Origin of the sequence: Streptomyces sp. NPDC048248, assembly GCF_043201875.1 — a bacterium.
GTDB lineage: Bacteria > Actinomycetota > Actinomycetes > Streptomycetales > Streptomycetaceae > Streptomyces.
Genome location: NZ_JBICZL010000001.1, coordinates 181,543 through 200,862 on the forward strand (window position 1 = coordinate 181,543; position 19,320 = coordinate 200,862).

16 protein-coding genes, 2 pseudogenes and 1 riboswitch are annotated in these 19,320 nt (G+C 68.0%); of the genes and pseudogenes, 9 read left to right on the forward strand and 9 right to left on the reverse strand.

The features are described 5' to 3' along the window. Window positions 1–43: 43 nt before the first annotated feature. Window positions 44–1,444 carry a purine-cytosine permease family protein gene (locus tag ACGFZW_RS00905; RefSeq protein WP_393890828.1) on the reverse strand — a complete coding sequence of 467 codons (1,401 nt, stop codon included), beginning with the start codon at window positions 1,442–1,444 and terminating at the stop codon, window positions 44–46. After that, a riboswitch (TPP riboswitch) is annotated at window positions 1,435–1,529 on the reverse strand. Its footprint overlaps the gene before it by 10 nt. A gap of 585 nt (window positions 1,530–2,114) precedes the next feature. Then, window positions 2,115–3,329 carry a DUF418 domain-containing protein gene (locus ACGFZW_RS00910; protein WP_393890829.1) on the reverse strand — a complete coding sequence of 405 codons (1,215 nt, stop codon included), beginning with the start codon at window positions 3,327–3,329 and terminating at the stop codon, window positions 2,115–2,117. Window positions 3,330–3,926: 597 nt separating this feature from the next. Between ACGFZW_RS00910 and ACGFZW_RS00915 the strand changes: the two genes are divergently transcribed. After that, window positions 3,927–5,147, forward strand: a complete 1,221-nt coding sequence (locus ACGFZW_RS00915) for a metallophosphoesterase (RefSeq protein ID WP_393890830.1) — start codon at window positions 3,927–3,929, stop codon at window positions 5,145–5,147. A gap of 157 nt (window positions 5,148–5,304) precedes the next feature. Beyond that, window positions 5,305–5,636 (forward strand): annotated as a pseudogene (locus tag ACGFZW_RS00920) (transposase); the annotation flags it as partial. 118 nt (window positions 5,637–5,754) lie between these two features. On the opposite strand, the gene ACGFZW_RS00925 reads toward ACGFZW_RS00920, so the two are convergent. Both ACGFZW_RS00925 and ACGFZW_RS00930 read right to left on the reverse strand, forming a co-directional pair. Next, window positions 5,755–6,108 (reverse strand): DUF4333 domain-containing protein, encoded by a 354-nt coding sequence (locus ACGFZW_RS00925; RefSeq protein ID WP_393890831.1) that lies wholly within the window; start codon window positions 6,106–6,108, stop codon window positions 5,755–5,757. A gap of 618 nt (window positions 6,109–6,726) precedes the next feature. Continuing rightward, window positions 6,727–7,326 carry a DUF2867 domain-containing protein gene (locus tag ACGFZW_RS00930; RefSeq protein WP_393891268.1) on the reverse strand — a complete coding sequence of 200 codons (600 nt, stop codon included), beginning with the start codon at window positions 7,324–7,326 and terminating at the stop codon, window positions 6,727–6,729. Between the two features lie 105 nt (window positions 7,327–7,431). Between ACGFZW_RS00930 and ACGFZW_RS00935 the strand changes: the two genes are divergently transcribed. After that, window positions 7,432–7,989 carry a TetR/AcrR family transcriptional regulator gene (locus ACGFZW_RS00935; RefSeq protein ID WP_393890832.1) on the forward strand — a complete coding sequence of 186 codons (558 nt, stop codon included), beginning with the start codon at window positions 7,432–7,434 and terminating at the stop codon, window positions 7,987–7,989. Between the two features lie 362 nt (window positions 7,990–8,351). Here the strand turns inward: ACGFZW_RS00935 and ACGFZW_RS00940 are convergent, their stop codons facing one another. After that, on the reverse strand, window positions 8,352–8,708 hold the full coding sequence (locus ACGFZW_RS00940) for a DoxX family protein (RefSeq protein WP_393890833.1): 357 nt from the start codon (window positions 8,706–8,708) through the stop codon (window positions 8,352–8,354). 1,332 nt (window positions 8,709–10,040) lie between these two features. Here ACGFZW_RS00940 and ACGFZW_RS00945 point away from each other — a divergent pair. The 3 genes from ACGFZW_RS00945 (at window position 10,041) to ACGFZW_RS00955 (ending at window position 13,423) form a co-directional block, all read left to right on the forward strand. Continuing rightward, on the forward strand, window positions 10,041–11,363 hold the full coding sequence (locus ACGFZW_RS00945) for a hypothetical protein (protein ID WP_393890834.1): 1,323 nt from the start codon (window positions 10,041–10,043) through the stop codon (window positions 11,361–11,363). A gap of 1,080 nt (window positions 11,364–12,443) precedes the next feature. Next, window positions 12,444–12,647: a hypothetical protein gene (locus ACGFZW_RS00950; RefSeq protein ID WP_393890835.1), complete on the forward strand. Its 204-nt coding sequence runs from the start codon at window positions 12,444–12,446 to the stop codon at window positions 12,645–12,647. Further along, entirely contained in the window at window positions 12,644–13,423 is a 780-nt protein-coding gene (locus tag ACGFZW_RS00955; protein ID WP_393890836.1) for a hypothetical protein, read from the forward strand. Before ACGFZW_RS00950 ends, ACGFZW_RS00955 begins: the two co-directional genes overlap by 4 nt. 55 nt (window positions 13,424–13,478) lie before the next feature. On the opposite strand, the gene ACGFZW_RS00960 is transcribed toward ACGFZW_RS00955, so the two are convergent. Beyond that, on the reverse strand, window positions 13,479–14,051 hold the full coding sequence (locus ACGFZW_RS00960; protein WP_393890837.1) for a hypothetical protein: 573 nt from the start codon (window positions 14,049–14,051) through the stop codon (window positions 13,479–13,481). A gap of 448 nt (window positions 14,052–14,499) precedes the next feature. After that, window positions 14,500–14,808, reverse strand: a complete 309-nt coding sequence (locus ACGFZW_RS00965; protein WP_393890838.1) for a DUF6333 family protein — start codon at window positions 14,806–14,808, stop codon at window positions 14,500–14,502. A 332-nt stretch (window positions 14,809–15,140) separates the two neighbouring features. Here ACGFZW_RS00965 and ACGFZW_RS00970 point away from each other — a divergent pair, with 332 nt between their 5' ends. Together ACGFZW_RS00970 and ACGFZW_RS00975 are read left to right on the forward strand one after the other, a co-directional pair. Then, window positions 15,141–15,440, forward strand: coding sequence for a hypothetical protein (locus ACGFZW_RS00970; RefSeq protein WP_393890839.1), 300 nt, complete (start codon window positions 15,141–15,143; stop codon window positions 15,438–15,440). A 70-nt stretch (window positions 15,441–15,510) separates the two neighbouring features. Beyond that, on the forward strand, window positions 15,511–15,732 hold the full coding sequence (locus ACGFZW_RS00975) for a hypothetical protein (RefSeq protein WP_393890840.1): 222 nt from the start codon (window positions 15,511–15,513) through the stop codon (window positions 15,730–15,732). A gap of 106 nt (window positions 15,733–15,838) precedes the next feature. Here the strand turns inward: ACGFZW_RS00975 and ACGFZW_RS00980 are convergent, their stop codons facing one another. Then, window positions 15,839–16,339, reverse strand: a complete 501-nt coding sequence (locus ACGFZW_RS00980; protein ID WP_393890841.1) for a DUF6624 domain-containing protein — start codon at window positions 16,337–16,339, stop codon at window positions 15,839–15,841. Window positions 16,340–16,481: 142 nt separating this feature from the next. Further along, a pseudogene (locus tag ACGFZW_RS00985) lies at window positions 16,482–17,600 on the reverse strand (FAD-dependent oxidoreductase). Window positions 17,601–18,299: 699 nt separating this feature from the next. Between ACGFZW_RS00985 and ACGFZW_RS00990 the strand changes: the two are divergent. Continuing rightward, a complete protein-coding gene (locus tag ACGFZW_RS00990) occupies window positions 18,300–18,665 on the forward strand; it encodes a DUF4333 domain-containing protein (RefSeq protein WP_393890842.1) in 366 nt (121 codons plus the stop codon). Window positions 18,666–19,320: the final 655 nt, after the last annotated feature.

The window sequence follows — 19,320 nt, forward strand, 5'->3', positions numbered from 1 at the left end:
TGCGGGACGTACGGGTGGTGCCGTGCCGTGGCTCGGGTTGGGGTCAGTGGCGGGGACGAAGCCGCAAGGGCGCGTAAACAGTGAGTGCCACGAGGAACGCCACGTAGTACGACAGGTCGGCGCCGTGCAGCGCGTCCGCCATCGGGCCCACGTACAGACTGGTATTCATGAACGGTATGGCGGAGGCGAAGGCGGCGGCGAAAGCGAGCAGGGCGGGAAAGGCCGGCTGTCGGCGCTCGGACTCAGCGGCGATGTCGAGCGCCGCTCCGCCCCGTGCCCGGGCCCGCGCGCGCCAGTCGACGATGACGATCGCGACGAAGCCAGGAATCCAGTAGCCGACGAACAGCAGCACGTTCTGGAAGCGCGCGGTGGTGTCCGCCGCGTGCATCCACAGCACGAGGGGGAAGGCGAGCGCTGCCGCGAGGGCGGCGGCCGCGGGGCGCGGGATGCGCACCCCGACGGTCTGCAGGGCCAGCGAACCGCTGTAGTCGTTCATCGCGTTACTGCACAGCGCGGCCAGCGCCACGGCGAGCAGTCCGAAGCCGCCCAGCGCCCCACCGCCGAGAAGCTCGTTCACCCCGCCGGCCGTCTGGTCGGTCAGCACGGAGGCGCCCCACAGTCCGAGCGTCTGGACGGCCACGAAGGACGCCACAAGGCCGAGCAGCGTGTACCAGAACATGCGCGTACGCGAGGTCGAGGCCGGCAGGTACCGGCTGAAGTCACTGGCGTACGGGGCCCAGGACAGGGCCAGACTCACCGCGATGGTGCTGGTCAGGGCGAAGGCACCGACGCGGTCCGCACCGTGTACGGAGCCGTGGGCTGCGGGGTGCACGCCGTCCAGCAGCCGCCAGGCGATCAGCGCGAACGCCGCGCCGAGCACGAAAGTCATGACGATCTGCAGGCGGTGGATCGCTTCGTAGCCGAAGACTCCGAGGACACCTTGGGCGACCAGCATGACCAGGACCCCGAGCCAGAAGGGCCAGCCGCACAGCCGGGCAAGCGCGTCCCCGCCGAACAGCCCGATCAGCGCGTCCCACGCGATGGAGGACAGCCACTGCAGGACCCCGGGCAGCGCGACGGCCCGGCCGAACGCCAGCCCAGCCAGGGGCAGTTGACCTGCTCCGGTCCGGCTCCCCCAGGTCCCCAGGTAGGCGGTGGGCACCGCACCGAGCAGCGTACCGAGCACGACGGCAGCGAGCGCGGTGGCGAAGTCCAGGCCGAGCGCGACGCCGACCGTGCCGGTGAAGACGCCGGTCATGGTCAGATTGGGGGCGAACCACACGGTGAAGAGACGTCCGGCCGCGCCGTAGCGGTTACTCTCCGGAATCGGCTCGATGCCGTGCGCCTCGACGGTCATATCGCCAGGCGCCGCGGGCATCCGCCCGTCGAAGGCGGTCGGCCTGCCGTCGGCGGTCAGCCCACTGGAAACATGCGTCCACGACATGAAGACATCCCTCCGCCAGTACGAACTGGTTCAGGTTCGACGGGTGTGATCTCAGCCCCCTGGTGGGGCACCCCGTGTCCGGTATGCCAAACACCTTAACGCGCCCTCCGGTGTGCTCATGCAGGTGGGGAGAGGACGGCGAGGGTGCCGGACGGACGGACATCGCGCGTCGGCACCCACTCCCCCGTCGACTTCAGGAATGAACCCCGCCATGCAGGCCGTCAATCTGGGGCGACCTCGCGCGGGCCGGATCCGCCCCGTTGGCGTCAGCCTCCCTGTGGGTGCTGGAATGCGACGGGCGGGGGTGCTGCTGCTGCACCCGGCCGGTAACACGCTGATCGACTGCCCGGAACTGTCGGCGACCTGCCTGGCGCCGACCCGATCCTCTACCTGTCCGTGCTCTCCGAGATCGTGGTCGAGCTGTAGGTCGACCAACTCCGCCCCGAATTCGGCCGCTACCGCCACCGGCCCCGGGTACTCCGTATCTGGGGCGACCTGACACCCGACATGCTCGATGATGTGCCCTGGCCCGGTTCGCGAAGGTGCCTTCACACCGGGCGGTCTTGGTCGAGCGTCGCGATCCGGACACGGTCGGGAGCAGCAGGTCCAGCCGCTTGCTCACGTCGAGACGGACGGTGCTGCGGCTCCCGCTCGATACCGGCCGCTGGAGTCAGCGCCGTAGCAGTCGCTTCTGCACCGATTCCAGCGGCCCGTGCTCAAACCGCCGCAGCCACAGGCGTGCCCCGATCACCAGCACCAGGCAGATCGCCGCCCACAGACCCATCACCCACCACGGGCCGCTGTCCGCCCAACGGGACGCCAGGCCCAGACCGATGCCGTAGCAGCACAGCATGGCAAGCACGTTCTGCAGTACGTAGCAGGACAGGGCCGTACGGCCCACAGAGGTCAAGGCGGAGGTGAGCGGGCCCGGGTGGCGGACCCGGTCCATCACCATGCCGATGAGGCCGAGGTAGCCGATCGCCAGCACCGGCGCCGCCCCGTACCGCTCCAGGAGGAAGAAGTCCGAACCGCCCAGCACGGCAAAGGTGGTGAGGGGTAGGCCGATCCCCAGTCCCCACCCGGCCAGACGACGTCGAATGCGCCGCCCCGCTGCATCGCCCTGAAAGGCCCCGGCCCTGAAGAGCCGTACGCCGAGCAGGAACAGGAACACCAACAGCCCGAAGGAGAGCACCGGTTCCATGCGCAGCACCATGGCATGCGACAGCCGGAAGGCGACCTGCTCCGCGTAACCGCCCTCGGCGTACAGCGTCACAGCATCGGTGTCGGGGGCGCCGTCCGTGTCGCCGCCCGATGTGAGCAGCATGGCAGCCGCGAGCAGCGTCATCGCCACCAGGTGGAGTCCGCCCATGACGATCCACGTGACGCGCTGGGCCCGCGCGGAACGCGTGAGCAGCCAGGCCACCAGCAACGCGACCACCGCGTACCCCATCAGCACGTCCCAGGCAAAGACGAGTACGAAGTGCACGGTCCCCTCGGCGAAGAGGAACAGCGCCCGCCACTTGTATCGGCCCGGCCACGGCTGCCCGCGCTTGGCGGCCGACCCGAACTGGATGGCCAGCCCGACCCCGAAGAGGATCGTCAGCATCGACAGAAACTTGCCGTTCGCCAGGGACCGGAAGATCGTCTCCGCCACCCCGGCCAGGGATGACAAGTCAGCCACCGCCGAGGTTCCGGCGTTCCCGCTGAGGACGCCCCACTCGGCGCCCGGCCCGGCGAAGATCCAGACGTTGCTCATCAACGTCCCGAGAATCGCCACCCCACGCAACACATCCAGCAACGGCAGGCGCGCCCGCGCCCCGCCGCCTGCGCTCCCGGTGGCCCCCTCCGCCGCCACGACCGACTGCGTCCCCAATACCTCGGCCACCCCAACTCCCCCCGTGGTGCTCGCTTTCCCACCATGGTCGGGGCGCTCGGGGCCGGATTCTTCGTCCGCAGCGACGACATCCCACTACATCCTTCGATGCAGTACGTGCGAAACGTGCGAGACGTACGGCGCGTACCGTCAGCGTCAATCGAGGACAGCCGATCCCGTTTCTGGAGCATGTGACGCTCGCACAACGGAAGGGGCGGCGCCGGAATCCTTCCGCGCCGCCCCTTCCGGCTGTCTGTCTACATGCTCAGGAGCCCGACATGGCGTCCCTGAACATGGAGTCGTCCCCCAAAAAGTTCCCGATGCCGACGGACGAGGCACCGAAGCTCACCCGCGCCGGCGCCCGTGACGCCTCCAGCGAAGCCGCGCAGGACCCACACGGCGCCGTGGTCGCTGTTCTCGCCGCCCGCGCCCACCTACAGATCGGCGCGGCCGTCCCTGTTGCGCCTCGGCTACGAGGCCGGCCCCCGTGCCGATGTCCAGGAGGCGGCGGAGACTCAACTGTCTCGATCAATGACCGGCAAGGCGCTCCTCTGGGGCAACGGGATACATTGCGCGCGTCGACAGTCCGGCTACTTGAGGAGGGGAAGCGTGACCGACACCAGCGAAGCCCGATCCGCGGACGAGTCAGCGCATGCGACCCAGCAGAGCCGACTGCGCCGCCTGATGCGCTACATCCCTATGATCGCCCCCGTCCTGCTGTGGACCGTGCCTTGCTGGGTGCTGCTGCACGCAGGCCAGCACTGGCCGCTCCCCGTGACGCTGGGCGGCACCGCCCTGTTCGTCCTCGGTCTGATCACCATGCCGCTCGCGATGATGCGCGGCCACGGCCGTCGGCAGCAGGACTGGGCGGCGATCGTCGGGGACACCCTCCTCGGGGCCGGCTGGGTGCTGTTCACCTGGTCCGTCCTGCTCGGCGTCCTACTGCGCCTCGTCCTGACCGTGGCCGGCGCTGGCGACGGACAGAACCGGGCCCGGATCGTCACCTGGGCGGTCCTCGGCGTAGTCGCCGTGCTGCTCGCCTGGGGGTACGCCGAGGCCCGCCGGGTGCCACGGGTGCGCCAACTCGACGTACAACTCCCGCGCCTGGGAGTGGGATTGGACGGCACCCGCGTCGCCCTCATCACCGACACCCACTACGGCCCGCTCGACCGTGCCCGCTGGTCGGCGCGAGTCTGCGCGACGGTCAACACCCTGGAGGCCGATCTGGTCTGCCACACCGGCGACATCGCCGACGGCACGGCCGAACGCCGCCGCGCCCAGGCCGCTCCGCTCGCCACCGTGCAAGCCACCCGGGCCCGGGTGTACGTAACCGGAAACCACGAGTACTACAGCGAGGCCCAGGGCTGGGTCGACCTGATGGACGAGCTCGGTTGGGAGCCGCTGCGCAACCGTCATCTGCTGCTCGAACGCGGCGGCGACACCTTGGTGGTCGCCGGCGTGGACGACGTCACCGCCGAGTCCTCGGGCTTGCCCGGCCACCGCGCCCACCTCGCCGGAGCCCTGGACGGCGCCGACCCAGACCTGCCGGTCCTCCTCTTGGCTCACCAGCCCAAGTTCGTCGACCAAGCCGCAGCTGACGGCATCGACCTCCAACTCTCCGGCCACACCCACGGCGGCCAGATCTGGCCCTTCCACCACCTCGTTCGCATCGACCAGCCCGCCCTCGCCGGCCTCAGCCGCCACGGCACCCGCACCCTCCTCTACACCAGCCGCGGCACCGGTTTCTGGGGCCCGCCGTTCCGCGTTTTCGCCCCCAGCGAGATCACACTTCTCGTACTCCGCTCCCCACAGCGGCCCCTCACGCCGTAACCCGGAGCGGGCCGACAATCCCGTATGGTCCGGCTTACCGAGTCGAAGCCTGCCTCGTACCCACATGCGCGGGGTGGGCCGCCGATCGGCCACCCGGCAGACGCACCGCGAGGCGCCGCAGCCGGGGGCGGCCCCTGGCATCGATGCGCGTCGAGATTTGGGGCGGATGTGCACGGACCGCGGGATGCGCAAGCCGGACCCGGTCCAGTGGTTCTCACTGCCACAGGGCGGGCGCCCGCTCAAGCACGGCAGGGAGTGCCGCTTCGCCAACCCGACACCTGGGGCGATCCCGATGCTGCGACGACGCCGGTCACCGACCGCTATGGCACCGCTCGCTCGATGGCCTGGGACCGTATTCATCCTCCCCTGACGACGCGCTCAGCATGGATCGACTACACCGGGGAACTCCCCGTTATCGAGGGCACGTTGCTCCGCCTTGAGGTCGACCGGCTTCACCAAGGTCTTCCGCTTGCCGATGGCCTTGGGAGTTCGGGGCGTTCGACGGTCTTGCCCACGGCCCGGGGCTATAAGCGATCCATTACTGTGGCCAGCAGGGGCCGGGACGGCCCCGATGCCACGGCTGCGGTCCCGCTCCCTCTGCCGTTCCTCAGCCCAGTGACAGGTCGCCCTGATCGTCCTTGATCTTCACCTTGACCCAGGCATGGCCGCTGCTGTTGCCGTCGCCGACGCCGACGACGTTGCACTCGAACTCCCGGCCCGCCTCGACGGGGACGGAAGCGGGGCAGCTGACATCGTCGATGGTCGGGGGCTTGGCGAAGTCGTCCGCGGATTTGACGTCGTTGAGCACGGCCCGCGCCAGCGCGTCCTGATCCAGGACCCGCTGCGGCTGCACGGCGGGACTCCCCGCCAGCAGCATGATGGTGAGAGTGAGCGCACAACAGGCGATCACGGCCAGGGAGAGCGCGATGACGGTACGGGCGGAGCTGCGTTGATCAGTCACGCGGACAGTCCTATCCGGTTGTCCGTGCTCATACAATCCCTGTGGTGACGTGAAGTCGCCTCTGGGTCTCTGCGGAGTGCACCGATGCGTTCGACGAACGGTCACCGTGACGGGAATGTGAACGGATCGCTTGGGGCTGTTGGGGCCGGGAAGGCCCGCATCCCGTCGACTTCCGCTTCAACCTCACCGCCACCCCGCGCGTCCTGGCCGCGCCCAGACCGCGGCGCGGCCGGGACGCGAAGGAGCTGGTGATCGCCGATGGAGGCCGACTCCCGCACCTACGGCCCCATCGGCTCCACCTTGCGGGCCCCCGCGCTTCGGATCGGTCTCCACACCCTCGCCGTTCCCGGCCGGGTGACTTGTGCCTCCTCTGCGCCTATAGCGATCCCGGCCTCCCTTCGCGCATCGGCTGCGCGGAGAATCCCACTCGCAGCTGATTGATCGTCAACTACACGTGACACAGCGGTTGTGTGCGGCATCATTCAAGGAGACTTCGAGAATGGGCCGCGGGCTGGCGGATAGACCAAGCTCCACCACGATCCTTCCTGCTGCGCCCAAGGCCCCGCCGGTGGTGTAGCGGGGACCTGGGCGGAATCTGGGTTACGGGGATGGGAGGCGTCAGCGTGCCGTTCGGCGCGCCGTGTTCTCTTGCCACTCCCGGCCGATCGATCGCATAAGGGCCGGGTACACCCCCAGGTACCGGAAAGGTTTGATGCCGAGCATGTACAGGGAGCCGAGGCGGCCGTTGGGCTTCACCAGGACGGCCATCTGGCCGCGGTAGCCGCCATTGCCGTCGGAGACCCAGCCGATGTGCATCACCCCGTGCATGGTCTTGTTGGCGTACTCGGCGGCCCACTCATCGTGTGTCTGGAAGACCGATGTGAAGGGCGCCCCGCTGAGGTCGGGCCCGCGCGGCCCCTCGCGCAGGTCGTCCGGCAGCCGGTCCCGCAGCGTCGCCACCCGGCCGCCGACGCCCGCGTCCGCCTTGTCCCAGCCGAGCAGTGCGCCGAGCTTCCAGCGCACCGCGAAAAGGAAGCGGCCCACGGGGTTGCCGCCGTCCGGACCGTCCTTGCCGTCCGCCATCTGTTGAACCAGGTGGTGCAGGTCGTCCGGGCCGCCCGGCGTCGGCAGCGCCCACAGATCCTCGAGCCGGAAGTCGCCGGCGATCTCGTGGATCCGCCAGGGGCGGGAGGCGTGGTCGGTTGAGGGAAGGCGCAGATCACTCAAGGCAGACCCCTGTCTATACGGTGACGTATAGATCGAGCATAGACCCATCTATACGGCTGCGTATACTTGGCGGGGACATGTGAAGGGAGACACGGCATGGGCGCGATCCGTACGCCGCGGGACAAGTGGATCGAAGAAGGGCTGCGCGCGCTTGCCGCCGGCGGCCCCGAGGCTGTCCGGGTCGAGGTCCTCGCCCAGGCACTCGGCGTCAGCAAGGGCGGTTTCTACGGCTACTTCCGCAACCGCGCCGCCTTGCTGGAGGAGATGCTCGAAACCTGGGAGCGCGGGGTCGCCGAGGATGTCATCCAGCGGATCGAGCGCGACGGGGGCGACGCCCGCGAGCGGCTCGGGCGTCTCTTCGACTTCGTGGAGACGAGCGAGACACCCGTGGCCAGCGCCGGGGTCGAGCTCGCGATCCGCGACTGGGCCCGACGCGACGAAGGCGTCGTGCCTTTCCTCCGCAGGGCCGACAACCGGCGCATGGACTACCTGCGCGAGCTCTACCGAGCCTTCTGTCCCGACGACGGCGATGTCGAGGCCCGCTGCCTGATCACCTTCTCACTGCGCATCGGCGACCACCTCATCGCAGCCGACAACGGCCCGTGCAGCCGCACGGAAGTCCTTGCCGCGGTCAGGAACCGGTTGTTGGGCTGAGCGGTTCTGAGTACGTGGGTTGCGGTCGGCGCCAGCACTGCAGGCGCCCAGGAGTTGACCTGCCGGCTCTTGGCGTCCTCACGCTTGACCACGGCGCGTAATGCGGTTCGGGCCCAGGTGAAGCCGGTCGGCAGGAAGCGGTCCCGCGACAGCAGCACTGACAGCCATGAGGAGTCGATCTCTACCTGGCACTCGCTGTGCAGCCACTCAGCCAGCGCGACGACGTTGCCGTCCTCGTCCGGTCTGGGTCCGAGCGGCCTCCTGACCGCATTCCCAGACCTACTGACGGGGGGTATTCCGACCGGCACTTGTTTCCCTCAGGTGTAGCTCCTCCTGAGGGACGCGCCCGATTCACCACCGGGTCACCAGGAGCCGTGGTAGGCCAGGTTCACGGTCAGGGCGGCCACCGGCAGACAGAAGAACACGGCCCAGGGGCCCAACTGGTAGTCACCGACCCGCAGATGGGCGCCGAACGCACCGAGGAAATACAGCACGAGACCGGCGGCAGCGAGCGTGCCGAGGACCGGCACGGCGAATCCGGCCAGCAGCCCCAGCGCGCCCGCCGCCAACAGCGTGCCCAGCGGGCGCATCCAGGAGCGGGGCACGCGCAACTTGTCCGCCTGACTCTTCGGGTACTCGTGGCCGATGAGGTTGGCGATGGCAGCCAGACCGTTGACGGCCGAGGTGAGCAGGGTGACCACGAGGTAGGTGGCGAACACGAAAGTCTCCTTCTTCTTCGCGGGAAAGACAGATGGTTGTCCGCCGTCTTGGACGAGGCAGCGCCCCTAGATGTGACATGCGCAGTCGGAGCAGTCCCTCGGGTGGCGCCGCACCCATTCCCCTTCCTCTCCCGCTTGTTGGCCTCACCCTCAGCGTGGGCGGCGAGGTGCTCGGCCCGGCCCCGTCTGGCGTAGGCGACCCAGCGGACGCTGACGGCCTGGCCCGTTCGATTGCCCAGTGGCTGAACGAGGACGAGGAGCTCCGCACAAGCTCGGCATCCTCGACTGCTGCTTCGCCGGCCGGGCGCTGGATGCAGCCGGAGCATCCGACATCCACCTGCTGACCGCCGCGGGCCGCACGAAGAAGGCACTCACCCCGGAGAGCCACGCGCACACCGGCTTCACTGCCGCCTTGCTACGACTGGTGTCCGAAGGCGTGCCGGACGGTCCGGAACACCTGGACCTCACCGCCGTCTACCGGCTTCTCGCCGTCACTCTTGCCTGCCACCCGTCTCCCCGAGCCCCCCTGCAACGCGCCTTCGGCACCACGACTGATCTCACCTTGTTCCGTAACCCGGCGTGCGGCACGGCGCACACCCGGCCCGGCCTGCTCGCCCGCTCCCGCTTCGCGGAACAGGTCAGGGCGCTGGGGCGGTCCGGCCGCCCCGGACGGATGGCCCAGGCGGCTCACCTCTTCGAGGCCATCGCCTCCGATGCCGCCACGCAATTCAGCCCCGCCCACCTCGACACCCTGAGAGCCAGGGGGCCGCGGCAGCGGGGGCCTTCTTTGGGCCGTTTCCGGGCTGCGCGTTGTCGTCTCGTCCGTCGAGCAGCCTTCTCTGTATCAAGGGGGGTGCGTCGTCATAGCTCTGCGGTGCCCGAGACCGGGCACCGATCGATCAGTGCGTGGAACGCGGAAGGTCCAGGTTTCTCCCTCGGCCGAGAGCCAGGTCAGCCGTTGCGTGCGCTGGCCGCACAGCGGGCCGAGCGGCATGAACCTGACCGGAGGCCGACACCTTCGGCAAGGACGAGGCCAAGGGCCACGTGTTGCAGGGCATCGGGCGGTGGCAAAGCCACGGCCTTGCATGTCTGGCCGGAGGCCGAAATACCTGAACGCGGGCCGGTCACCGCGGAACGGCTCGGGCAGGCACTGGTGCGCGTCCCCAGTGTCCCCCCGTGCCCCCGGCCCAGAACAGATTCGGCGTGGCGCCAAGGCGAGCACTGCCGATGGGGTGAGATGGGATGCCGTTTGCGCGAGTCGGCCGGGCTCAGCGAGAGGCTTGATGTGATCTAAAACTTTCTCGTTGCCCCCACCTGAACAGGGGATTGGCCATGTTGGATCCGGTGATCGAGACTCCCAAACCCGGGCACCAAGCCTTTGAGGAAGACGACGAAACCGCTGCCTGGTCACGGGCCGCCCAGGTTGTGGGCTTGGGCTTGCAACTGGCCGGTCGCGTGGATTTGCTGGACGACGACGTCGCCCGCGACCTGAACGTACCCAAGGTTCAGGCGCTAACCACCCCACTCCCATCCAATTATGTGGGTATTCACGTCAGTCAAATCCAGGGGGAATTGGAGACGATTCTCTGGCCTGAAATCCCTGGATGGTCGCAACCGATCGAGAGCTACGTCAGGAGAAATGCCACACCGCCCCAACGATGGTGGCGGGAGTTCGACGGCCTGGAGCGGCACCTGGCACCGCGTCTTTATCACGTGATCAGCCATGGCGAAAGTGACCCCGGGTGGGCGGCCACTCTGCTGTACGTCTGCCAGTTCAGCCATCATCAGATCGTGCGCGTTACCGCAGCCGCTTCGCTCGCCAGCCTCCGCACAGCGCTCTCCTGGCCGACAGTCGAGGCCCTCGCCGAAGGCTCCTCCTCCACGAACGACACGGTCCAACAAATCGCGGTGGATGCGCTGGTCAATGTCGCTCCTGGCCACCCGACTCTCACCGAGCTCAGAGGGGCAGCCACCGCCGACACACAGGGGCCTGAAGAGGAAACGAGCTCGGGCCCCGCTCACACGTCCGTCATCGTCCCCGGCACATGGACGCGGTTCGTGCGCCCCTCATGGTGGCGCCCAGGGGAACCGCTCTTCAAATACCTTCAAGAAGAGCCCGGCGGAAAGGAGCCATCCGACGGAACTTTCGACCCCATCGGCAATGACCTCTACTCCCGCGACAGCTACTTCCGCTGGCCCGCAAGGTTCAGTGGCGAGGACCGCATTCATGGCGCACGCGAACTGGCCAAATGGGCGGCTTCCCATGGATGCGCAACCGGGTTTTCCAAGCTGTTCGCCCACAGTCACGGTGGGAACGTCGCCCTCCGCGCAGCAGCCAGACACAAGCTCTACATCGGCCTACTCGTCTTGATCGCCACACCGCCGCACGAACGCACCAAAATGGAATGGGAGGTCATCGCCCAGAACGTGCGCAGTATTGTCTCGCTGCGTGCCCGCTTCGACCTGGTCGTGCTACTCGACCACGTCTGGTCACGCACCGGACGTATCTCTGCGACAGGCGACTTCCCCTCCTACCGTGTGCTCGACTTGAAGTTGCCGGTGTGGTTCGGGCACTCCGTGCTCACTCGTCCCGAGGTCTGGACACAGAACGGCCTGGCACACGAGGTGGCTTACGAGTACAAGATGAGCCAGTGATCGTCGACCTGCCTGGGTCCGAGCGGAGGCCTTCGAAACCCCGACGGCGGTGTTCCCGGGCTGCTGATGAGGTAGCACCACAGGACAACAAGGGGGAAGTGAGCTGGGTAGCCCCAGGGCTCTGGCGCCGCCGTGCAGAGCCGGTGGGAAAGGTCGACCCATGCGCACCGACGACGTGGTGCGGAATCTCCCCGTTCGTCCTCATGCGGATCAAGACGTTACGCGACTGGAATCGTCTCCTGGTCGCCCAGGCACAGCGCTACCTCGGCCCGAAGCCAGGGCACACAACCTGTACCGCCAGCTGAACCGTGCCGCGGCCGGCTGCCGCGCAGATCAACCGTCGGAGCAAGCCACCGGCCACCAGACGGGTGACGACGGGCAGTGGGGGTGCGGCCTCGGCCATGGGGAGGGAAACTGGCACTGCGTAACGCCACGACGTGGCATTCGCGAGGGTATGAAGGGAGACGTGTGATGACGGGATTCTTCCGCCACCCGGCTTGTGGTACCCGGATCGCCCAGCGGCGTCACGGCCTCGCGTAGGTGGCTCTTCGGCACGGGGACAGGGACGGGCCGCAGAAGCGGCGGCACGTCGATCGATGGGTGACCGTGGTGCTCATAGGCGCTCTGGTCTCCGTGGTCTTCGCTGTTCTCCCCCAGCCGGGCTTCGGCCGCAGCTTCAGCGCGTCCGGGCAGACGGAGGAGGTCGCGGGCTCACGTGCTGTTGGTCAGCCCAACGCCACCTCGCCGCCCGAGCCAGGCGAGGAATACTGCCGCAACTGCCCCTCGTGCGAGGGCTGCAACCCATCTCCAAAGCCCGACACGTACCCGCCCACCACCACACCGCCGGGCTCGCCACTCTCACCACCAGAGACCGGTGGCCCGGGTACACCCGGTCCTGGCACCAGCGGTCCCGAAACGGCCGGTCCGGGTGCGCCCGGCCCCGGTACACGCGGCCCGGGTACTCCCGGCGCCGGTACGCCCGGCTCAGATACGCCTGGGCCGGACAACGAGAGCCCAGCACCCGCAGGTGAGGAGGGATCCGGTGCCCTGCCGATTGTGCTTGTGCTGCTGGGCACTGCAATGGTCACGACCGCTGCCGTCGTCGGCGTACGCCATCGAGGCCCGCGCTGGGTGCGCCGGCATGTGCACGCCGTACTGCGCAGCGGTCCCGGCCGCGAAAGTGTGAGCAGGCGCCAGGGTCCCGACGGACCGGACCACACGGTACGGCTGGATCCACATCCCGACCCCGGCGAGCAGAACATCCGGGAGGAGGACGAGCGATGAGTACGACGCTACCCGCCGAGCCCACGACCGTACGTGCCCTCCTGTTCGGCGAGGAAGGCGAGAACACCGCCGAGACCCTCGCGAGCTGTCTCCATGAGCGCGGCGTCGCGGAGACGCTGTCCCGCGGCACGCGGGGCATGGCAGGTTCCGCAGGTCAGGCCGTCGAGCGTGAAGTCGCCACCGTCGTCGACGGGTTCCTCGCCATGGACCTGATCGACCTGGCGGGCGCCGGCTGGCGCAAGCACTCCTCCCTCAGGGATGCCGCTCGCCGCACGCGCGATGCCCCGGAGAGCGAGGAACTCGTCGCTCTGGCCAGCCACCACGTCACCTCTACCCACCGTCCCTGCCTCGACCTGATTCTCGACGGGGCCAAGGTTGGCACCCTGGATCTGGCGATCACGATCGACTTCGACCTCGAGGGACTCCTCGCACTGATCCGCCGGGGCCGTCTGGTGTCCTTGCAGGGCGGAAGGTGCACGGTGACAGGGACCCTCGCGATCGCGGAGAAGCCTGTGGCCCAGCGCAGCCGCCGTCTCGATCTTCCCGGCATGCTGCAGCTGCGATCCGGGATCCCGCTGCTCTCAGCCGAGGAACTCGCTCCAGGAGGCGGCGCCGCCGCTGAAAGAACCGCCGAGGTGACTGGTTTTCGTATGTGGCTCGCATCCCGCGCCGGGGAGAACGAGGCTCTCGGAGATCTGGCCCGCGCCGACGACGACACTCTTTCCGGGTTGCTGACGGCAAGGGAGCAATACTGGGTCGAGGGCCACGGCCGGTAGCCGCGAACAAGAGAGCCCCGTCGGAGACATCCGGCGGGCGCTTTTTGCGTTCCGGCTACGGTTCGACCGGCTGGCCGCCTTCCCACAGCACCGCTACGTGGCTGGCGAACCGGTCGTACAGGCCGTCATCCTCCAGCCGGCGAAGGTGAAGCATGGGGGACTCGTCGCCTAGGAGCGAAGCGATATGCGGCGTGACCAGCATCTGATCGTCGAACATGAAGACGGACAACGAGATGTGTTGATCACTGAACCGTGCTTCGATGCCCCGGGGTTCGCCGATCTTCTCCAAGGCGTCCAGCGTGATCCGGATCCGCGTTCCGACGGTGAGGGGGACGCCCTCCACCTCCTCCCGCTTGCGCGTGACCTCCGACTCCGGGTCGCCCACGAGGAACCGGATGCGAGCGCCTGCCTCAGCCTTCGCCTTCAGTCGCGCGCCTAGCCGCGGATGCTGCTGCCACAAGAAGTAGTTCGTATAGCCCGCGAAGGCCAAGTTCTGGGATGCTCCGTCGATAAGGGACGCCCACAACGAAGTAGGGGCGGCGCTGCGGAACGGGTACGCCGCCAGAATCTCCCGGTCATGCCCGGTCTTGACGCGGGAAGCAGCAAGGGACTTGGGCCACAGAGTCACGGGGTCCACTCCTAGCGCGCGGCCCGCCTCCACCTGCGTAGCCTCACGCGGGGCCCGGGCAGGGTGGCTAAGCCATCGTTCGACGTCTTGTGCTCAACCCCGACGATACGGGCTAACTGCCGTGGTTCGACACCGGCACTCGCCATAGCGTCTCGAAGCGCAGTGTTCAAGAGTCCTCCCCGGGACGTTTGGGCCACTTAGGACGATAGGGCCGAAGCGGCCGTTCCGTCCCGCCTATGGGAGTACCAACGTCCCCCGTGGCAGCCGATATTCAAGGCATGACGGAACCGAGAGGGATTCAGACGCCCCCGGGCCAGTTGACGGATCCGTACGGCGAACAGCCTGCGCCGGAACCCGATTGCCTGGACTGCGCGGCGTGGGTGAAGGTGCGGGACGACGCTCGAGCAATCGACAACTTCGGGGCAGCTGCGATCGCCTCCACGGAGCTTCACATCCACCGCGCCAAGTGCGCGCGTAAGCGGGAGCGGGAGCGCCACGCCGCGACATGCACCACGTCCAGATCGGCACGCGCAGCCGAGGGCAGTGGTTTCTGCACGGAACACGGCCCGAGGTCCTCCAGCACCGCCTCAATGCTCTCCAGCGACTCGGCGAATGCGCGGGCCTGCGCCGGGTCTTGAGGCGGATAGCTGCGCGCATCGATGTTGAAGGGCGCCTCGAAGACGGTCAGGTGGCACAGGCCCATCGAACCACGCACTATCCGGTCCGCAGCGGAAGTCCAGTAACTGCTCTCGTTCATGCGGGTCACCGTAGCCGTCGGCAGTGACAGCCAGTCCGAAGCCAGCCTATGTTGCGCGCGGGGTTAGGCGCGGGGTCGTGTGCGCCCACTCCGACCGTCGCTGCAACCGCCCGGGCGAGCGAGCCGCCCGCAACGCCGAATGCGGTGGTACGCCTGGCAGCCGGCCACCACGTATGCAGTTCGGTAGCACCGGGGTGTCCGGTCCGGGCGCCATCGTCACCAGTCAGGGGAAGAGAGCGAAGACGGCGAAGGCCGTTGCCACGGCATTTCCCAATCCGTTTTGGTGACCCATTTCCCGCGACCGCGCCGCCCGGCGCCTGGACCCGCTGGGCATGGTCCTGTCGGCACTCGGCCTACTGATGATCATGCTCCCGCTGACGGTGGGAGGCGAACACGACTGGCCCACATGGACGTTCACGACGATGGCCGCCGGGCGGCTCCTCCTGACGGTGTTCCTGGTCCAGCAGAAGTCGAAGATGCGCCGATCAGTGCCGACACCCGCGGCGCAGCTGTGGCGCACAGGGGTGTCCGTCCGCAGCTCCGCCGACTTGCGCCGCACGCTCATGACCGGCGGCAGAGCGACCCCTGCAGCTGAACCACCGGGGCGGCGTGCCCGACTGGCCATCTCATGACATATGTCATCGCCAGGATGTGACTCAAGGCTCTGCATAGCCGGCTGCTGATCCTCGTAGACTCAACATCATGATCAAATCCCACAAAGTTGGACGAGATGACTCCTGGGAAGGTGTCGTCATCGACAAGTCCCGAGGCATGCTCGACGGTGCGAACATGTACCACTTCGTCGAAGTACGCCTTGCCGACAGCGAACCCGTGAAGGTCCGGATCAGCCGCCAGCTCTGGAAGTCGATCGCGGTCGGCGACCGGATCGTCAAGCGGCCGGGCGCCGACCCGGCCAAGGGGTAGCCCTCCGAAAAAGCCGGCCACCGCCTGCGGCACGGCCGTGACGGCGGCCGGCCCCCGGCTTCGCCCCTCGGACCGACAAGCAGCGCAAGACCATTGAACGGCTGTTTCAGGTTGTGTACGTCTTTCGCATGCGCTGGTCGTACGCGGCCGCGCTGTCCAGGCCCATGACGGCGCGACGTTCGTCCAGGCCGTCGAGCTCGAGGACGGGCTGGGGCCGCAGGCCGTTGCCGTCGTCGGCGTACTGCGTGCCGTACATCTGGAGCTTGCCGGCGCCGACAACGGCGCGGTCGGTGAGGTATGCAAGATGCCGGGCTGGGGCGTCACCTGCTTCGACGGCGGTTTTCAAGTGCTCCAGAGCGTGGCTCTGAAACGCAGGGTCGCGATCGGCGTGCTGGACCAGGAGCCAGGCCTCGTCGGCGGCCCGTTCACCGACGAGGGCGGTACCGGGCCAGCCATGCTCGGCGATGACCGTCTTGATCCAGGCTGTGTTGTCGGCGTCGATCTGCGCGAGGCCCCCGGCTTCGCCCGTCTCGATACATTGATTGCGGGCTCGCTGGTCGGCGTCGGCGCGGCGGTGGAGCTCTTCGGCCAGTTCGGCGCGGGTCATGTTGTCCGGCGCTCCATTTCCTTGAGTTGGCTACGAGCGGTTACGGCGGGCAGCCGGCGGCATTCTGCTCCTTCTTGCGGGGTGATGGCCGGCTCTGTGCTGCGGTAAGTGGCGGCCCAACATGGTGCCCTCGGTCGGTGACTCATGAGGTCTGCTCGTCCTGGGCGAACAATGTGACTACGTCATTGAGCGTGGGGTGGTCGGGGTCCTCGGCAGCCGCGAGCTGCTTGGCGCTGCGAAGGAACATCGCCTGCTCAATTCAGCGAGGGCGGTCTCGACGTGGTCGGGGTGCGTGGCGAGTGCCTCTCCGAGTTCGGCGCCGTCGAGCATGGCCAGGTTGGCGCCTTCGCTGTTCGGGGGGTTGAGGTGGGCGGCGTCGCCGACCAGGGTCACTCCCGGCACCCGGTCCCATCGGTGCCCGACCGGCAGGGAGTAGAGCGGGCGCAGGACCGGCGTGGTGTCGCCGTCACTGATCAGCGCGGTGAGGTCCGGCGCCCATCCGTTGAACTCCCGGGCAATCCGCTTGGTTGCCGCGTCGCGATCGGTGAAGTCGATACCGTCGAACCGATCCCGCGGCTCAGAGATCATCGCGTAGACGTGGAGGTTCCGCCCTTCTCCCGCTGAGCCCCGATCTGCCTCTTGCCCGTAAAGGCCGCGAACATCGACCCTCCACCGACCGTCTTCGCAGCAAACAGGATGCCGGATGTCGGCGTCGGGCAGCCAAGTCTCGACGAACGAAGCACCGGCGTACGCAGGGGCGGCGTCGGAAAGCACCGGCCGGACCCGCGACCACGCACCGTCCGCGCCGACCAGCAGGCTCGTGACGCCGGTACTGCCGTCGGCGAAGGTCACCTCATGACGACCCCCACCGAGGCCACGGACATCGCTGACCTTGTGCCCCCACCGGACAGTGCCCTCCGCGAGCGAGTCGAGCAGCATCTGCCGCAGCTCACCGCGCTGTACCTCAGGACGCCCCCCGTGCCGTCGTCAGGTTCCTCGAGCAGGACGTTCCCCTCCTGGTCCAGCCACCGCACCGCCTGACGGCCCTCCAGGACGATGTCGCGGAACTCGTCCATCAGACCGGCCGCCTGCACAGCCAGCAGGCCGTTGTAGTCATGGATGTCGAGCATCCCGCCCTGCGTGCGCGCCGTTGGCGAGGCTTCCGCCTCGTAGACCGTTGCGGGATACCGTGAACGTGCAGGACGCGGGCGAGCGTGAGGCCGCCGAGTCCGGCACCGATGATCGTCACGTCGGTAGTCACGCTGATTCCTTGCCTGTTGCCTACCTGCCGGACGGGCACCCGGCAGGTTCACCAACCAGGCTCCAAGGCCCCGCCGACGAACCACAGACACCGAGCGGACAGCACCGACAGACCACCGACACCCGAAACCACCGCCCGAACACCACAGGTCAGAGCCCGATCAGGCAACAAGGCCACCGAAGCTGCGACCTCCAGGAAGGGAGAGGAGACGGACTCGGCGTACACGCTGTACGCGTGCGTCACAGACAACAGCGATCCGGCGCTGGCCGCCTCGGTGGGGTGACGGGCGACCCGTTCGCTTGAAAACCCCGCCCCCTCATAGGGCTTGGTCACGTTGGACGCGTCCGAGACCGTCAGCTACGCCCACCCGCCTCGGCACCCACGCCAACCTCTCGATCCGACCCACCGGCCCCAGCCCCGCCCCGCACTGCGCCGCTGTGCAGCCGATGCAGACGGCGGGTCAGTCAGCCCGCTATCGCTGCCTTCGCTCAGCACAGGACACCAACGGTCTCGCTGGGCGCCTGCCGGCACGATGCGGCGGCCTACCCCGAGCTGTCGAAGGCGAAGCGCTCACTGCCAGCGCGTCCCCCTCCGGACTACCCGCCGTGCTCATGCCAGAGGGCCCTGTCATCCACGGACCAGGGGGCCCGTATGCTTCCGGCGTCCTTCCTTCCTTGATCATCTGGACCGGAGTCCACCATGCCCATAAACCGTTTGTCCGCAGCAGCTTCGATCACCTCAGCCCTGGCTGCTGGCGTGCTGCTTGTCGGCTGCTCGGTCTCTGCGTCGACCCAGGGGGCGGAGCCCACGCCCAAACTGTCCGCGGACAAGCTGGCCACCACAGTCGCCAAAAAGCTCGCCGCCACAACGGGCCAGCCGACGCCACACATCACGTGCCCCGAGGACCTCGTCGGCAAGGTAGGCGCCACCACCCGGTGCAAGCTCACCGCGGACGACGGCAGCACCTTGGGAGTGTCGGTCACCGTGTCCTCCGTTGATGGATCCCAGATCAACTTCGACGTCAAGGCCGACGACACTCCCACCCCGGCACGGTCCGCGAACTGAGATTGAAGGTCGCCGCCGAGCAGCCGGGTTTCCTCGAATCAAGCGGTCGTCCCCAAGGACAAGCGCCCGGCGTCACGGCGATGTGTGGAGTCTCGACTTCTGGGCGCCGCTCTCGGCCGGTTGATCGCCCGGGCCGGCCCACAGCAGAGCCGTCAGGCCCGGACGGACTTCGGCGGTTGACCGGACACCGGTCAACCGCCGCTCGCATCCCTGTCGGCGGAACGCGCGCCAATCCGCCGTTCGCACCTTCGGTCACTACGGCAATGACAGATCTTGGGTGGCTCCCAGAAGTGTGGTCGTTGCTTCGACGACAACTCATCTCGGCGCCAGTGCCCACTCTCCGGCCCTGCTGACCGACTGGGGGATCAGGGAGCAAGCATTAATGCAGCCTGTGGTGCCTTCGCACCGGTGCATCCAGTTGGGCGTCCGCCGGTGAGTGCCTGTCAGCAGGTGGCAACGGAGGGTCTGGAAGGTGTCCTCGAATGCCACCTCGACCAGAGCCCGCAAGCATGCCCGCGAACTCCACGACGACGATCGCAAGTCCCTGCGCAACCTCCATGGCTGAAGGTCCGGGGGGCCGGACGCCCGTGACCTGGCCCTGGGCTCACATGATCTGAGCGCCGCGTAAGCACCCGCGCCCCAACCGAGGCCTGAT

Excerpts from the sequence above, each read along its gene's own strand:
- ACGFZW_RS00980 (WP_393890841.1), bottom strand. The coding sequence starts at position 16,339 with ATGACCCGCGCCGAACTGGCCGAAGAGCTCCACCGCCGCGCCGACGCC.
- ACGFZW_RS00965 (WP_393890838.1), bottom strand. The coding sequence starts at position 14,808 with ATGAACGAGAGCAGTTACTGGACTTCCGCTGCGGACCGGATAGTGCGT.
- ACGFZW_RS00955 (WP_393890836.1), top strand. The coding sequence starts at position 12,644 with ATGAGTACGACGCTACCCGCCGAGCCCACGACCGTACGTGCCCTCCTG.
- ACGFZW_RS00905 (WP_393890828.1), bottom strand. The coding sequence starts at position 1,444 with ATGTCGTGGACGCATGTTTCCAGTGGGCTGACCGCCGACGGCAGGCCG.
- ACGFZW_RS00990 (WP_393890842.1), top strand. The coding sequence starts at position 18,300 with ATGCCCATAAACCGTTTGTCCGCAGCAGCTTCGATCACCTCAGCCCTG.
- ACGFZW_RS00975 (WP_393890840.1), top strand. The coding sequence starts at position 15,511 with ATGATCAAATCCCACAAAGTTGGACGAGATGACTCCTGGGAAGGTGTC.
- ACGFZW_RS00935 (WP_393890832.1), top strand. The coding sequence starts at position 7,432 with ATGGGCGCGATCCGTACGCCGCGGGACAAGTGGATCGAAGAAGGGCTG.
- ACGFZW_RS00970 (WP_393890839.1), top strand. The coding sequence starts at position 15,141 with ATGGTCCTGTCGGCACTCGGCCTACTGATGATCATGCTCCCGCTGACG.
- ACGFZW_RS00950 (WP_393890835.1), top strand. The coding sequence starts at position 12,444 with ATGGTCACGACCGCTGCCGTCGTCGGCGTACGCCATCGAGGCCCGCGC.
- ACGFZW_RS00945 (WP_393890834.1), top strand. The coding sequence starts at position 10,041 with ATGTTGGATCCGGTGATCGAGACTCCCAAACCCGGGCACCAAGCCTTT.